Genomic DNA, 14546 nt, shown 5'->3' with positions numbered 1-14546 from the left:
TCCCGGATCGCCCGATCGCCGCCGAAGTTATCCACAGGGTCCAGAATCAAGGGGTGCTCCCCCGCCGTACCCTCCTTCTCGCGCCGCTCGCCGCACTGGTCGGCTGCGGCATCGGCCAGGCGGCGAGCAGCGACTACACGATCCATCGCCTCACCTCCACCGCCCGCGGCCGGAAGGTCGCCTGGTCGCTGATCCGGCCACCCGGCGACGGCGTCTTCACCGCCGTGATCGCGCTGCACGGCCTGGGCCAGGACCACACCATCACCCGCTCGCTCGGCGCCGGCCGGCTGATCCCCGAGCGCCATCGGTTCGCCATCGCCGCCCCGGACGGCGGCACCTCCTACTGGCATCCGCACCGCGGCGAGGACGCCGGCGCGATGGTCACCGACGAGTTGCTGCCGCGGCTGGCCGACCTGGGCCTGCGCACCGATCGGATCGGCCTGCTGGGCTGGTCGATGGGCGGGTACGGCGCGCTCCGACTGGCCGGCCTGCTCGGCCCAGGCCGGGTGGCGGCGGTGGCGGCGGTCAGCCCCGCACTGTGGGTCGACGGCGCCGATGCCTCGGCGTCGGGCTTCGACGACGCCGCCGAGTACGCTCGCTACTCGGTGCTGGGCCGGCAGCACGACCTGGCCGGCATCCCGATACGGATCGACTGCGGCGCGGACGACCCGTTCGCCGCCGCCGTACGGACCTATCGCGCCGGCTTCGCCACCGCGCCCGCCGGCCGCTTCTCCCCCGGCGGCCACGACCGCGACTACTGGCGCCGCGTCCTGCCCGGGGAGCTGCGCTGGCTCGGGAGTAGGCTCGCTGCGTGACGCAGTTCGAGGAGATCGGCAGCATCGACTATCTCGCCGCCTGGGACCTGCAGCGCGAGGTCCACGCCGAGGTGGTGGCGGGAACCAGGCCTGACACCGTCCTGCTGCTGGAGCATCCGCCGGTCTTCACCGCCGGCAAGCGCACCGACCCCCACGAGCGCCCTGTGGACACCGGCGGCGCGCCGGTCGTCGACGTCGACCGGGGCGGCAAGATCACCTTCCACGGCCCCGGACAGCTGGTCGCCTACCCGATCGTCCGGCTGCCGCGGCACGTCAAGGTGGTCGACTTCGTGCGCCGGCTGGAGGAGGCGATGATCCGCGTCTGTGCCGACCTCGGCGTCGCGTCGGCGCGGGTGCCCGGCCGCAGCGGCGCCTGGCTGCGGGAGGACTCCCGCGGCCCGGAGCGCAAGATCGGCGCGATCGGGCTGCGCGTCAGCAAGGGCGTCACGATGCACGGCATCGCCCTCAACTGCGATGTCGACCTGGGCTGGTACGACCGGTTCGTCCCCTGCGGCATCTCCGACGCCGGGGTGACCACGCTGAGCGCCGAACTCGGCCGCGACCTCACCGTGGCCGAGGCGCTGCCGGCGCTGAGGCGGCAGCTGACCGAGCTCCTGGCCTGGGGCCCGTACGACGCCACCCCCGACTACGACCCGAAGCCGGAGCCCGCCCACGGGCCCCGGGTCACGCTGCTCACACCCTCCCTGTGACGCCGGTCCCGGCGCCCGTCGCGCTGGCCCGACGGCGTACCCTAGAGCGGTGACCATCGCCCCCGAAGGACGCAAGCTCCTCCGTCTGGAGGTCCGCAACGCCGAGACCCCGATCGAGCGCAAGCCGGAGTGGATCAAGACCCGGGCGAAGATGGGTCCTGAGTACACCGAGCTGCGTCAGCTGGTGAAGTCCGAGGGGCTGCACACGGTGTGCCAGGAGGCCGGCTGTCCCAACATCTACGAGTGCTGGGAGGACCGGGAGGCGACCTTCCTCATCGGCGGCGACCAGTGCACCCGGCGCTGCGACTTCTGCCAGATCGACACCGGCAAGCCGACCGCGCTGGACCGCGACGAGCCCCGACGGGTCGCCGAGAGCGTGCAGACGATGGGGCTGCGCTATGCCACCATCACCGGCGTCGCCCGTGACGACCTGCCCGACGGCGGGGCCTGGCTCTACGCCGAGACCGTCCGGGCGATCCACGAGCTCAACCCCAGCACTGGGGTGGAGAACCTCATCCCCGACTTCAACGGCAAGCCCGAACTCCTCCAGGAGGTCTTCGAGTCCCGCCCCGAGGTGCTGGCCCACAATCTGGAGACGGTGCCGCGGATCTTCAAGCGGATCCGCCCCGGCTTCCGCTACGACCGCTCCCTGGACGTGCTCACCCAGGCGCGAGCCTTCGGCCTGGTCACCAAGTCCAACCTGATCCTCGGCATGGGCGAGACCCGCGAGGAGGTCTCCGAGGCGCTGCGCGACCTGCACGAGGCCGGCTGCGACCTGGTCACCATCACCCAGTACCTCCGCCCGAGCGTGCGGCACCACCCCATCGAGCGGTGGGTCAAGCCGCAGGAGTTCGTCGAGCTCGCCACCGAGGCCGAGGAGATCGGCTTCGCCGGCGTGCTGTCCGGACCGCTCGTGCGTTCGTCCTACCGGGCCGGCCGGCTGTACCGTCAGGCCATCGAACGTCGCTCAGTAGAAAGCCTGTGATGTCCCAGCTCGACCCCAGCTCGATGAGCCGCCGTCAGCAATACCTCGAGACCTACCGACTGACCAGGCAGTCCGATCCCAGGATCGGGCTGCTGCTGCTCGGCACCTTCGTGGTGGCGGCGGTCGTCGGCTTCGCCATCTTCTGGCTGCTGCCCGGCGGCGGGATCTTCGGCTGGATCATCTCGGTCGTCGGCGCGCTGCTGCTCGGCGCGCTGGCGGTGATGATCGTGTTCGGGCGTCGCGCCCAGCGAGCGGCGTACGCGCGGATGGAGGGGCAGCCCGGCGCCGCCGCGGCGGCGCTGACCATGCTGCGCCGCGGCTGGACCACCGAGCCGGCGATCGCCTTCACCAAGCAGCAGGACGTCGTCCACCGGGTGGTCGGCCCGCCAGGCATCGTCCTGGTCGGCGAGGGCAACGCCAACCGGCTGCGGCCGCTGCTCACCGACCAGCGCAAGAAGCACGAGCGGGTGCTCTACGAGGTGCCGGTCCAGGAGGTCGTGGTGGGCGCCGGCGAGGGCCAGGTGCCGCTGCCGAAGCTGGTCCGCACCGTCATGAAGCTGGACCGGAAGGTGAAGCCGGCCGAGATCACCGACATCCTCAACCGGGTCAAGGCGCTGGACGCGCAGCGCGGCAAGATACCGCTGCCCAAGGGTCCGATGCCGACCTCGATGAAGGGGATGCGCGGCAACCTGCGCGGTCGCTGACCTCCCTCGGTCATGACACGAGCCCCCGCCGTTGCCGCCGGGGGCTCGTCTCGTCGTACGCCGGAGGACGGCTCAGGAGGTCGGCATCTCCATCACGTCGCCAGCGTCGGGGGCCTCGATGTCGACGTCCTCACCCCAGTCGGAGTAGGTCATCGTGATGTCGCCGGCACCGGTGCCGGTCACGCTCATCTTCGAGATGAAGCCGTCGTCGTCGAAGTAGAGGTCGCTGGTCACCCCGCTCTGCTCGAACTGGTAGTGACCGTCGTCGACCTCGGTGGCCTCTCCGGCATATTCCTGGAGGTTCTCCAGAGCCTCGGCCGGGTCGATGCCGGCAGTCATGCCCAGGTCGTCAGAAGAGACCTTGAGCCACTTGTCGCCGAGCGCCGCCTGCTTCATGTACATGGTGCCGTCGATGAGACGGAGCTCGGCCTCCTGGCCGCCCACGGACATCTTCAGGCTCATCGCCGGGGAGTCGCCGAAAACGATGTCGCCCTCGGCGCTGCCCTGGTCGCCCAGCTCCATCACCACATGAGCGGACTTGCCCTCCTCGAGGACCTTCCGCAGCTTGTCGACGAGACCACCGGAGTCGCCACTGGTGTCGGCCGCATCGCTCTCGGTAGCGGTCTCGCTGGGTGTGGCGGTGGCCGTCTCGGTCGCGGTGTCACTGGCGGTCTCGCTCGTCGCCGAGGTCGAGCTCTCGTCGTCGCTGCCGCCACAGCCGGCCAGACCCAGCAGCGCGAGCGAGGCCACAGCGGCCGCGATGGTACGGCGCGGTCGGAAGTTCATGACGGTCCTGTCCCCTTATGGTCGAGTCGGCTGCCGCATCCCCTGGTAGGTCTGCAGCGTCACCGTTGCGGTCCCGGCCGCGAGATCGTGGACCCCCCGACCGTCCGGCTTGAAGACTAGAGGGGGTACCACTACTGACACCAGTATCTGCCGAGCGATCGACCGGAGCAGGTCCAGCGGCCGGGGGTCGCCGTCGGCCCGGACCGTGCGCAGCCGGGTGAGCAGCTTGCCGAAGGAGGCGCCCATGGTCGCGGTCAGCACCGAGGACTCCACCAGGTAGACGCCGAGCACCCACCACGCCGCCTCGGCGTCCGGGGTGTCGGTCAGGAAGCCGCCGATCAGCGGCAGCGCCGCCGGGCCGCGGAAGGCCGCCACCACCAGCGAGGCGGCCAGCCAGTCGACCAGCAGGGCGAGCATCCGGCGGGGCCAGGACGCGGTCGGGAAGGGCAGCGGGCCGGTGGTCACGGCCGCCAAGCCTAGGCGGCGGCCGGGCGGCGGCTCCCGTCGGTGCCACCGCGTCGTACCCTCGACCCGGGTCGGTCAACCTGTTACACGTCGGAAACAATGCCGACATGGCTGCGCAACTGCCTGTCCCTACGTTGCAGAGGACGAACCGCCAGCAACGCCGCCAGCGGCTCACCCATTCACTTCGCGGGCTGCAGGGACACCGAAGCGCAGCCAAGGAGGACGCATGTTCAGCAACGACGATGACCTGCTGAAGTTCATCAAGGACGAGGGCGTCGAGTTCGTCGACATCCGCTTCGTCGACCTGCCCGGCATCATGCAGCACTTCACGGTGCCGGTCTCTTCGTTCAACCTCGACCCGATGGCCTTCGACGGTTCGTCGATCCGCGGCTTCCAGGCGATCAACGAGTCCGACATGGCCCTCTACCCGGACGTGACGACGGCGTACATCGACCCGTTCCGTGAGGCCAAGACGCTGTGCCTGATGTACTTCGTACACGACCCGATCACTGGCGAGGCCTACTCTCGTGACCCGCGCAATATTGCGCGCAAGGCGCTGGCCTACCTCGGCACGACCGGCATCGGCGACACCGCCTTCTTCGCCCCCGAGGCGGAGTTCTTCATCTTCGACAACGTCTCGTTCTCGACCTCGCAGAACACCGGCTACTACCGGATCGACTCCGAGGCCGCCGCGTGGAACACCGGCGACGCGCTCGACAAGGGCAACCGCGGCTACAAGGTTCGCTACAAGGGCGGCTACTTCCCGGTCTCGCCCACCGACCACTTCACCGACCTGCGTGACCTGATGGTCAAGAACCTCGAGGCCTCCGGCCTGCTCGTCGAGCGCGCCCACCACGAGGTCGGCACCGCTGGCCAGGCCGAGATCAACTACAAGTTCGACACGCTGCTCAAGGCGGCGGACGATGTCATGAAGTTCAAGTACATCATCCGCAACACCGCCTGGGAGGCCGGCAAGACCGTCACCTTCATGCCGAAGCCGCTCTTCGGCGACAACGGCTCCGGTATGCACGTCCACCAGTCGATCTGGAGCGGTGGCTCCCCGCTGTTCTACGACGAGGCGGGCTACGGCGGCCTCTCCGACATGGCACGCTGGTACATCGGCGGCATCCTCAAGCACGCCCCCGCAGTGCTGGCCTTCACCAACCCGACGGTGAACTCCTACCACCGCCTGGTGCCCGGCTTCGAGGCCCCGATCTCGCTGGTCTACTCCTCGCGCAACCGCTCTGCCGCGGTCCGCATCCCGATCACCGGCACCAACCCGAAGGCCAAGCGGATCGAGACCCGGTTCCCCGACCCGTCCTCGAACCCCTACCTCGCCTTCTCCGCCCTCCTGCTCGCCGGCATCGACGGCATCCAGAACAAGATCGAGCCGCCCGCGCCGATCGACAAGGACATCTACGAGCTGCCGCCGGACGAGAAGGCCGAGATCAACCAGGTCCCCACCTCGCTCGAGGCCGTGCTCCAGGCGCTGGAGGCCGACCACGACTTCCTCACCGCCGGCGACGTCTTCACCTCCGACCTGATCGAGACCTGGGTCGACTACAAGCGCAACGCCGAGATCCTCCCGATCCAGCAGCGCCCCCACCCCCACGAGTTCGAGCTCTACTACGACATCTAGGCCACACGACCTGACAAACCGGCCCCTGACCTGCGGAAACGCAGAATCAGGGGCCGGTTTGCTTCGCTCTAGTCCGCAACAAGTCCGCAAGACGACCGTTGCGGACCAACGACGGCACGCGACAACCGGCTCCGTCCGGCAGTCGGTGCCGTCTTCTACACTTGGACATATGAGCGTTGACCGCAGCGACCTGCACCACCTCGTCGATGAGCTTCCTGACGACCAGGTGGCGTCTGCTGCCGACGAGTTGCGTCGCCGCACGCGAGCGCACCGAACCCACGCTCACAAGCCGCTGTCGTGGATGGCGATGGGTCCCTCCCGGCATGCAAGCACCGAGGACGCACGCCGCGTCGACGAGATCCTGGCCGAGGAACTCGGCCGGGGCTGATCTGTGCTTGTTGTCGACACCGGTCCCATCGTCGCGGCCGCTGTCACCTCGGAGATTGACCACCACGCCTGTGTGGAACTGTTCACTGGCCTGCACCTGGCGCAGCGACGCCTGATGCTGCCGACGACGGTCTTGTCCGAGGTCGGTCATCTTCTGGGTCGCGATCTTGGACCTCGTGGGGAGGCGAGGTTTCTCCGCGCGATCTCGGAGGGAGAGTTCGAGTTGGTCGACATCGAGCCCGTAGACATCGACCGCATGGCCGAACTCGTCGAGCAGTACGCCGACTCCGGGCTCGACACGACGGATGCCTCAGTGATTGCGGTGGCTGAGCGTCTCGGGATCAGTGAGGTGGCCACTCTGAACCGGCGCGACTTCGCGTTCGTCCGGCCGCGCCACGTCAGCGCACTCACGCTGCTGCCGGAGCGCCTCGCGTCACTGTGAGTCAGCCGCCGCTTGTTCCTCGGCCCGCGCCTGCATCACGGCGTTGATGGCGGTGCGGGTCGACTCGTCGGAGTCGGGCCACAGGTGGGCGTAGGTGTCGAGCGTGGTCTTCGCCGAGGCATGCCGCAGCCGGGCCTGCACGACCTTCACGTCCGCGCCGCTGGCGACGAGCATGCTGGCGAGGTAGTGCCGCAGATCGTGGAACCTGAAGTCTGGCGGCAACCCCGGCACCTTCTCGCGTGCCGTACGGATCGCTCGTTGCAGCGTCCACGGAGCGAGTTGGTCGCCCCACTCATTGACGAGCACGAACCCCTCGGCCGACCACTGCGCGACGTGGGCCGACAACGCCAGCGCGAGGCTCTGCGGGATCGGCAGCGCCGCTCGTGATGCGTCGGTCTTCAGTGGTTGCGCCGAGTATTGCACGGCCGGGTTGATGACGCCGCGCATGAAGTCGACGTCACTGACCCTCAGCCCGCAGACCTCGGCGTCACGCAACCCCGCGAACGCCCCGAGCAACACGGCTGCACGCAGGCGCTCGGGCATGGCATCGTGCAACGCCCACATCTGCTCGGTGGTGCCGACGTAGGGCCGTTGCTTGCCTGCCGCCGGTGACGTCCGACGCGAGCACGGTGACTTGGCCACCAGCCCGTCGTGGACGGCGTCAGAGAACACCTGCGCGAGCCGGGAGTGGAGGGCGTAGACGTAGGAGTCCTCCAACCCCTCGGCTGCGAGCTGCGCTGTCCAGGTCCGCACATGGGACGGGCGCACCGACCCGAGCGGCATCGTGCCGAAGGCGGCCTTGATCCGCTTGATGTGGGTCTCGGCCTGCCGCACGGTGGAGTCGCGGTTGCGTCGGTAGCCGTCAAGCCAGGTCTCGCACCACTGCCCCACCGTGATCTTGGCGTGCTTGGGCGCAACGTGCGTGCCCGTGAGCAGCCGCGAGGTCTGCTCGTCCAGCCAGAACTGGGCGTCGACCTTGCGGTCGAAGTGACGGGCGTGCTCCGTGCCAGACTCGTCGCGATAGCGGGCGCGCCACTTCCCGTCAGGTCGCTTGGCGATGTTGCCTGCCATCGGCGTCTCCTTTCGGGCTTTGGCTCCATCTTGCCCCCGACCACCGACATTGCACGGACATCAGTGCGCGTCCTGTGGATGGTTGGTCTGGTCGGTGAGCCAGAGAATGAGGTCGGTGCGCCAGTAGCGGACATGGCGGCCGACCTTGAAGCTGCGCGGCCCGGAGCCGAGGTGGCGCCAGTAGCGCAGGGTGCCGTCGGGGACGCGGAGGAACTTCGCCGCCTCCTGGAGGCTGAGCATCTCGTCGCCGAAGGTCGTGCGGACTCCGTCGTCGGGGTTTGGCTGTGCGGTCATGGTCGTACTCCTTGCTCGTCGATGAGGCCAAGCGGTTCTCAACCTCACCTACTAGGTGTTCCTCTCTCCCTATCGATGATCAGCGATAATCTAGGGTCGTGGCGGCGAGACAGAAGACAGTGATCGAGCAGGCCCGCCGAGCCTTTGGCGCCTCGCAGCAGCAGCTCGCGCGCTGGGCAGACACGCAGCAGTCGTCGATCTCGGAGTACGAGTCACGAAAGAAGTCCCCCACCCTGGAGGTCATCGAGCGTCTCCTGGACGTGATCGACTTCGAGTTGGCGATCAAGCCGTTCATCGCGTTCACGGACCACGAGGACCCCGAGATCGGCACCTACGTCGTGCCCGAGAAGCTGTGGTCGGTGCCAATGCCCGACTGCTTCGGCAAGGTCCAAGTCGCAGGCATCCTGGTCAAGTCCCAGCGCACCAAGGTCTGGGACCTCTCGGTTGAGGCCGAACGCATCGACTACTACGAGTGGGTCATCACCCGCAACATGGAGAGCCTGATGGTCGAGTCCGTTGACGGCATCCTGCTCATGCAGGTGTGGGACCGCCTGAACATCCCCGACGTGATCCGGGCGGCGTGGCAGCCGGTCATCGACGCGGCCACCGCCTCCCAGGACGCCTCGCCACGCGACCCCGGCGACTTCAGCGCGTGGATCACCAAAGAGGTCGGCATCGAGTGGAAGCCGATCCACAAACGCAAGCCCCGGCCTCAAAAGCCGATCCCGCCACGCGACCCGAACTCGCCATACAACGTCTGGCGACGGCTCTCCGGGAGGGGTTGAGCAGGCCGGCGGCGCTTCCTGGTGCCGTACCGGTCGACGGCATCGAGTGCCTGCTGCTTGGCGTGGGCGGGGCCGAGGTCGGCCCGGTCGCGGCTGAGCACCTCGACCCACTGCTTCCGGGCGTCCTGGATGTTCTCGGCAACGAGGTGGGCGGTGTTGTCGTGGCGGCCCCGAGTCATGGCGACGTACGCCGCCGTTGCGCCAGTCGTCTCGCTGATGGCGACGTGAGCACGGTCGACGGTCTCGCCTTGTGCTCCGTGGATGGTGGTGGCGTACGCGAGCTCGATGAACCGGGTCGCGTACTCGGCCGGGATAGCTCGGTCGCGGCCCTTGCTCCGCAGGGTGAGGCTGCCGTCGTCGCCGATTGCGGTGACGGTCCAGGTCTGCCGGTTCGCGACACCAAGGTCGGCATCGTTGCGACGAGTAGCCACACGATCCCCGAGGCCGACCTGCTCACCCCGAGCCGTCACCAATGCACCAGCCTCGCCCTCGCCTCGGCGTTGGTCGCGGATCGCGGCGTTGAGGCTGGCGACCTGTTCACGGGTGTCGGCGACCACGAGGTCGCCGCCAGCTCCAGCTTGGGCGAGGGCGGCTTCTCGTTCGAGTTCGCTAGTGTGGGCGACGATCTGCCCGCGCCGGTGCAGGGCGTCGAAGACGGCAGCAGGGTCGTCGCCCTTGCGCATCTTCAGGCTGAGGGCGGCGTAGTCGGGGTCGGCGAAGCGGTGGACTTTCTCCAACGTCACCACAGCAGTCGGGTGCGCGAACGCCATCGCGTGATCGAGTAGACCACCTCGACCCACAGCGGGGAGTTGGTGCCGGTCACCAACCAGCGCGACCCGCGCACCGGCTTCCTCGGCGATCGACAGGAGGGCGCGGGCGGTGTCTTGATCGAGCATCCCCGCCTCGTCGACCAGCAGCAGCTCGCCTGGCCGGAGTTGTGCCTCCGCCGATGGGGTGGTGTCGGGCTTCCTGGCCCAGTGGCCGTCGGTGTCCCAGCGCCAGCCGTGCTGGAACGCCAGCCACGCGGCCGAGTGTCCGTCTGCTCCGGTTTCGGCGGCGGCGACCTCGGCTGCCTTCAGTGTCGGTGTCACCACCATCAGCCGGTGCCCCTGCATCCTCAGCAGTTCCTGCGTCGCCCGCAGTGCCGTCGTCTTGCCCGCACCAGCCGCGCCCTCGACCACCACGAGTCGGCCGTTCCCGGCCAGCAGGCCGACGACGGCTGCCTGGCTCCTGTCGATGCGCACCATGCCGCGCTGGGTCGCGCTGATCCGCTTGGCGGGCTGCTCGCCGCGGGCCGCGAGACGGTGGACGATCTCGTCCTCGACCTTCACCACGTGAGTCGACGTGAGCGCCCGGACGTGCTCGGGCACATCGTCTGTGGCGAGCAGCGAGAGGCACCGTTGGACGGCGCGGGCGGTGATGTCCTCGGCCAGTTCGATCCGCACCGCGGACTCGGCGACCACGTTTGATTCGGCGAGCAGTACCTCGACCTTGCCCCGGATGTCGGCTGCGTTCCACCCCGACCGCTTCGCTCCAAGCTGGGAGATTACCCAATCAGCAGCGGCGTCGCGGTTGATCTGCCCCGCCCGCACAAACTCCACTGACACAGGGCGGGCGGGGTCGCGGTAGCCGAGGTCCCGCAGCTCGGTGTTCCACCGGGCCACCAACTCTCCGCCACTCGCCGGAACGCTCTTGTCGGGGCGGGCATCAGCCCACGCCCGCCGATCCCATGTCTCGCGGAGTTTCGGTCCGGGCTCGGCGCCGGGGTGGTCGCGTCGCCACTCGGCCTCGTAACGGTCGATGTTCCGGTGAATCTGACCAGTCCGGGCGCTGAACGCCCCGACGTACGGCGCGAGCTCGGCGACCTCGCCCGTCGCAGCGTCCAAGGCGAGGCCGTGGGCGGCGAGCACACGCCGGAACTCGGGGTCGGTGGCGACGGCGGCGTGGCCGATGCCGTTGATCGCCTCGATCATGTCCACCATCCCGACTGAGTGCAGGCCACGCCACTTCCCCTCGGCCCATACACGGGCGTTGATCTGAAGATGCAGATGCCGATGGGGGTCCCCGGCCCTTGACGTGTAATGGCGGATGACGGCTGCCTCGATCTGCTCGACCGGCACCTGCACCTGACGGCCACGCGGACCCACCCGCGTCGTTGCGTGCTGGGCGACGAACGCCACGATCTGCTCGGCCGCGCGGTCCTGCGCGGCATCCAATGCCGCCGAGACCTCGGGGTGCAGCGCGGCGGCCAGCGACCACGTCTTCGGTCCGTTGACGGTGACCTCGACGTACCGCAGGGCGTTCGCGTCCTGCCGGAGTCGGCCCTTCGGCTTGCCGGTTTCCAGGTCGATCCCGGCGACCCAGGACTCGAACGCCTCACCATCCATGTCCGACAAGCGGGTCACGCCATCGGGGGTGGCGACCATGCGTTGTGCGAGGCCGCTGCCCTCGGCGAGGTAGTAGTCGTCGGCGCGGGAGTGATCGGCCTCGACGTAGGCGCGGGCAGCCTTCGCCGCACCCCGGTAGAACTTGACCCCACCGTGCATCCCGATCACCGCCTCAACAACGTCCGTCGACAACCAACGGACCCCCAGAAATGCGCTTCGGCCCGCCCGGGAGGGGCGGACCGATCTACGTCCTTCGTAGCATGTGTGCCGACGACTTTGGGGCTCAGAACAGGGCGATTCAGCGCGTCGGGCGAGAGGATTCGCGGAGCCGACGACGATCAACGACAACCGTCGATTCGGATGGTCTCGGGTCCACAGCGGGAGAGTCGGCGGAGTCCTCCACAGCGACAGGCCGGGTGCTCCTCGGAGAGTGGTCGAGCGCCCCAACGTGACCGCGACCCTTTGCCTTCGGGGCTCGCCGTCTATCAGCTCATCGCACACGGTCTCGACGGACTCGCCCTGGCACTGATCCTTGACACGGCAATAGCCCCCGTCCCGAGTGACGAGTGGCAGGCCCAGCCGATGGCGCATCGAGGTAGCCGCCAGTTCTGTCGGTTGGTCTCCATAGGCTTGACCCGTGGCCAGCATCCAGCACATCGACGGCGAGCGTTCCGCAGGCGCGCTTGCCGATCTGCTCAACGGCAACGCACGTCGGCGTCCCGTCGTGGTGGTGACGATCCCTGCTGGCCGGACCGAGCCCTGGATCGACGTCGACGAGGTGGCCCGCGAAGCGGGAAACCTCGCCGAGGTCTACCTGATGCCGACCGGCGACTTCACCTGGGAGTTCTCGCGTCGCATGGCCGACGGAACGCAGGTCTACGGCGGTGCGGGCCGCGCCTATCCCGTCGGCCACGAGTGGTCCTCGGACCTGTCCAAGTCGCCTCTGCGCTTCGCCTTCGACGCGAAGGACGGCGAGCGCGCCACCCAGCAACTCATCTCTGACACCTTGCGCATGGCGGCATCAGCGGGGCTGCTTCAGCAGCTCCCGAGCCGTGCGCTCAGGCAGGTAAACGGCTCGGTAGTGGGCGTGGTCGCCGGCCGGGCACTGGTCGACGCCGGCAACATGTTCCCAGTCACCATCGCTGAGGAACTCACGGTCGAGAACGTCCCGATCGAGCGGATCGTTTCTGCCGGGCAGAAGGTCAGCGGTTGGTACGACGCCGACACGAACCGGCTCGACGTCACCAAGAGCCTGCGAACTGCGAGCGAGGCGCTCGCGACGTACGCCGTCGGCGATGTCATCTTCACCAAAGTCGCGATGGTGCGGGGCGGCAAGGCCGAACTGGTGCTCTACCCGAAGACGACCGTGCCTGCCGTGACGGCGACGGTGCTGCGCGCGGACGTCACGACCAACCCCGCGGACGATCTACGGACCCTCATGACGGTCGGCGAGGTCATCCCGGCCCGCGTGGTCACCACCTCCCCGAAGTGGACGCTCATCCTCAACGACGTCGATGACGACGAACCGATCATCGAAGCGCCGTCGCTGCTTGTCGGCGGCCCACCGTGGCTCGTCGAGGAGGACGAGGTCTTCGTCGACGACGAACCGTCCGCGCTCCTCCCTCCGGCGCCGCAGGTTCCGACACCAGCAGCCATCCCCGATCCCGTCGTGATCGAAGAACCGACCCCGGTCACCGCATCACCGACGCCGACGCCGACAAGGCCCAACCCGGCGATGCTCGACCGGAACCGACCTCGACCTATCCCAACGTCGCCCGCGCGTCCGGTACAACCGGTATCGGCTGTGCAACCAGCGGAGTCAACGAAGGCGCTGCTGCTCAAGATCGACGGCCTCACTGCCGAGGTCAGTGGCCTGAAGCGCGAGCAGGAGTCCCTCCGCAATCAGCTCGTTGCAGGATCCGACGAACGCGAGACGCTCCGCTATTTGTTCGACCAGGCAGAACGTCGGGCGAACCGTGCGGAGAACGACCTGAAGTCGACCAAGTCGCGTCTCCGCAAGGCGGGCAACGCCAAGGTAGCAACCGCCGGCGTCGAAGGCCCGCAGTTCGCAGACCACGAGCAAGGCTTCCGCTACTTGGTACTCACCCAATGGGCAACCCGCACCCTGCCCAGCGAACAACGTGACCGACCCCTACCCAACTTCATCATCGGACCGCGGTTCCTCGACTCACTCGCCCGCCTGGAAGGCATCAAGGAAGAGAAGGTCGCCGACGTCGTCTTCGAGATCGTCACCGGCCTCGCACCCCAGAACCCCAGCCGCGAGGTCCACCACCTCCGCACCGGTTCAGGGGGTGACGACCCCGTCCGGATCAGGGACGACGGTGCGATCGCCTGGCGGGCGAGCCTCCAAGTCAAGACCCCTTCAGCAAGGCGCATCCACTACTGGATCTTGCCCAACGGAGACGTCGAGCTCGCCCGCGTAGCGACCCATGACGACTTCGATGCGTGACGTTTGCCTCATTTGTGTCGGTGCCTTCTGCCAAAGTTGGGTAGTAGACCGAGTTCGCAATGGAGACAACGAGAATGACCGAGCCTGATCAGCGCCGCGTCTTGACGCCGACCGAGGCGCTTGAGCTACGAGAGAAGTCGTGGTCGAAGCGGCTTGCATCGGTTTCGTTGGCTGCGGAGTATCAGGTCGTCCCAGGTCACGCTGCCCAGATGCTCGATGTGCTCGGCGGTATCTACCGCAAGTACACGTACGACTCGTACCGACGCGAGCGCGCGCTCCGCATGTACCCGGCCGTTCAGGTCCTCGCCACCACCAACGCTGCCATCGAGAAGTACGACGCACGCGGGTTCTGGCCGAAGCTGGCGGACCTGCTCCAGATTCCGAACTCACAGGCGTTCCAACAAGACTGGGGACAGGCGTTCCTCGACAACCTTACGAACCTGAGACTTCCGACCTTCAGGAACGCGGACGCCGACGCAGAGCAATGATCAGAACCTGTGGATGACGCTCGGCGAGGTGACGTGAAGCGGACGTACCTCCCGAGCAAGGATCGAAGTCCATGCAGTTCTGATCAGGGTCGGCGTTGGCGCGCCGGCTCGGGAGGGT

Annotated in this window: 15 protein-coding genes; 10 read left to right on the top strand and 5 right to left on the bottom strand. The window is 68.0% G+C overall.

What is annotated here, in order from left to right:
- Positions 1-53: 53 nt before the first annotated feature.
- The 4 genes from QM595_RS08085 to QM595_RS08070 are packed head-to-tail and all read left to right on the top strand — an operon-like array spanning position 54 to position 3214.
- Positions 54-815, top strand: a complete 762-nt coding sequence (locus QM595_RS08085) for an alpha/beta hydrolase (protein WP_415171032.1) — start codon at positions 54-56, stop codon at positions 813-815.
- Positions 812-1525 carry a lipoyl(octanoyl) transferase LipB gene (gene lipB, locus QM595_RS08080; RefSeq protein ID WP_415171031.1) on the top strand — a complete coding sequence of 238 codons (714 nt, stop codon included), beginning with the start codon at positions 812-814 and terminating at the stop codon, positions 1523-1525. Before QM595_RS08085 ends, lipB begins: the two co-directional genes overlap by 4 nt.
- A 49-nt stretch (positions 1526-1574) precedes the next feature.
- The gene (gene lipA / locus QM595_RS08075; protein ID WP_415171030.1) at positions 1575-2510 is read left to right on the top strand and encodes a lipoyl synthase; all 936 of its coding nucleotides are present in this window, start codon (positions 1575-1577) and stop codon (positions 2508-2510) included.
- Positions 2510-3214 carry a DUF4191 domain-containing protein gene (locus tag QM595_RS08070; protein WP_415171029.1) on the top strand — a complete coding sequence of 235 codons (705 nt, stop codon included), beginning with the start codon at positions 2510-2512 and terminating at the stop codon, positions 3212-3214. Before lipA ends, QM595_RS08070 begins: the two co-directional genes overlap by 1 nt.
- 72 nt (positions 3215-3286) lie before the next feature.
- Here QM595_RS08070 and QM595_RS08065 read toward each other — a convergent pair whose 3' ends face one another.
- A complete protein-coding gene (locus QM595_RS08065) occupies positions 3287-4000 on the bottom strand; it encodes a hypothetical protein (protein WP_415171028.1) in 714 nt (237 codons plus the stop codon).
- 15 nt (positions 4001-4015) lie between these two features.
- Entirely contained in the window at positions 4016-4465 is a 450-nt protein-coding gene (locus QM595_RS08060) for an RDD family protein (protein ID WP_415171027.1), read from the bottom strand.
- Positions 4466-4691: 226 nt separating this feature from the next.
- On the opposite strand from QM595_RS08060, the gene glnA reads away from it, so the two are divergent.
- From glnA to QM595_RS08045, 3 genes are all read left to right on the top strand, one after another.
- Positions 4692-6104, top strand: coding sequence for a type I glutamate--ammonia ligase (gene glnA / locus QM595_RS08055; RefSeq protein ID WP_415171026.1), 1413 nt, complete (start codon positions 4692-4694; stop codon positions 6102-6104).
- 169 nt (positions 6105-6273) lie between these two features.
- On the top strand, positions 6274-6492 hold the full coding sequence (locus QM595_RS08050) for a hypothetical protein (RefSeq protein ID WP_415171025.1): 219 nt from the start codon (positions 6274-6276) through the stop codon (positions 6490-6492).
- A gap of 3 nt (positions 6493-6495) precedes the next feature.
- Positions 6496-6933 carry a type II toxin-antitoxin system VapC family toxin gene (locus tag QM595_RS08045; RefSeq protein WP_415171024.1) on the top strand — a complete coding sequence of 146 codons (438 nt, stop codon included), beginning with the start codon at positions 6496-6498 and terminating at the stop codon, positions 6931-6933.
- Here the strand turns inward: QM595_RS08045 and QM595_RS08040 are convergent.
- Both QM595_RS08040 and QM595_RS08035 read right to left on the bottom strand, forming a co-directional pair.
- Entirely contained in the window at positions 6925-8004 is a 1080-nt protein-coding gene (locus QM595_RS08040) for a tyrosine-type recombinase/integrase (RefSeq protein WP_415171023.1), read from the bottom strand. The genes QM595_RS08045 and QM595_RS08040 overlap by 9 nt on opposite strands.
- Before the next feature lie 60 nt (positions 8005-8064).
- Positions 8065-8298, bottom strand: a complete 234-nt coding sequence (locus tag QM595_RS08035; RefSeq protein WP_415171022.1) for a helix-turn-helix domain-containing protein — start codon at positions 8296-8298, stop codon at positions 8065-8067.
- 98 nt (positions 8299-8396) lie between these two features.
- Between QM595_RS08035 and QM595_RS08030 the strand changes: the two genes are divergently transcribed.
- On the top strand, positions 8397-9083 hold the full coding sequence (locus QM595_RS08030) for a helix-turn-helix domain-containing protein (protein WP_415171021.1): 687 nt from the start codon (positions 8397-8399) through the stop codon (positions 9081-9083).
- Here QM595_RS08030 and mobF read toward each other — a convergent pair.
- Positions 9011-11818, bottom strand: coding sequence for a MobF family relaxase (mobF, locus tag QM595_RS08025; RefSeq protein ID WP_415171020.1), 2808 nt, complete (start codon positions 11816-11818; stop codon positions 9011-9013). The two genes, QM595_RS08030 and mobF, sit on opposite strands and share 73 nt — an antisense overlap.
- A gap of 289 nt (positions 11819-12107) precedes the next feature.
- Between mobF and QM595_RS08020 the strand changes: the two genes are divergently transcribed.
- Both QM595_RS08020 and QM595_RS08015 read left to right on the top strand, forming a co-directional pair.
- Positions 12108-13940: a hypothetical protein gene (locus QM595_RS08020; protein WP_415171019.1), complete on the top strand. Its 1833-nt coding sequence runs from the start codon at positions 12108-12110 to the stop codon at positions 13938-13940.
- 74 nt (positions 13941-14014) lie between these two features.
- Entirely contained in the window at positions 14015-14428 is a 414-nt protein-coding gene (locus QM595_RS08015; protein WP_415171018.1) for a hypothetical protein, read from the top strand.
- Positions 14429-14546 lie beyond the last annotated feature (118 nt).

This window comes from Nocardioides sp., assembly GCF_047607185.1.
Lineage (GTDB): Bacteria > Actinomycetota > Actinomycetes > Propionibacteriales > Nocardioidaceae > Nocardioides.
The sequence above is the reverse complement of the archived record's forward strand: the minus strand, read 5'-3'. Positions and strand labels throughout refer to the sequence as shown.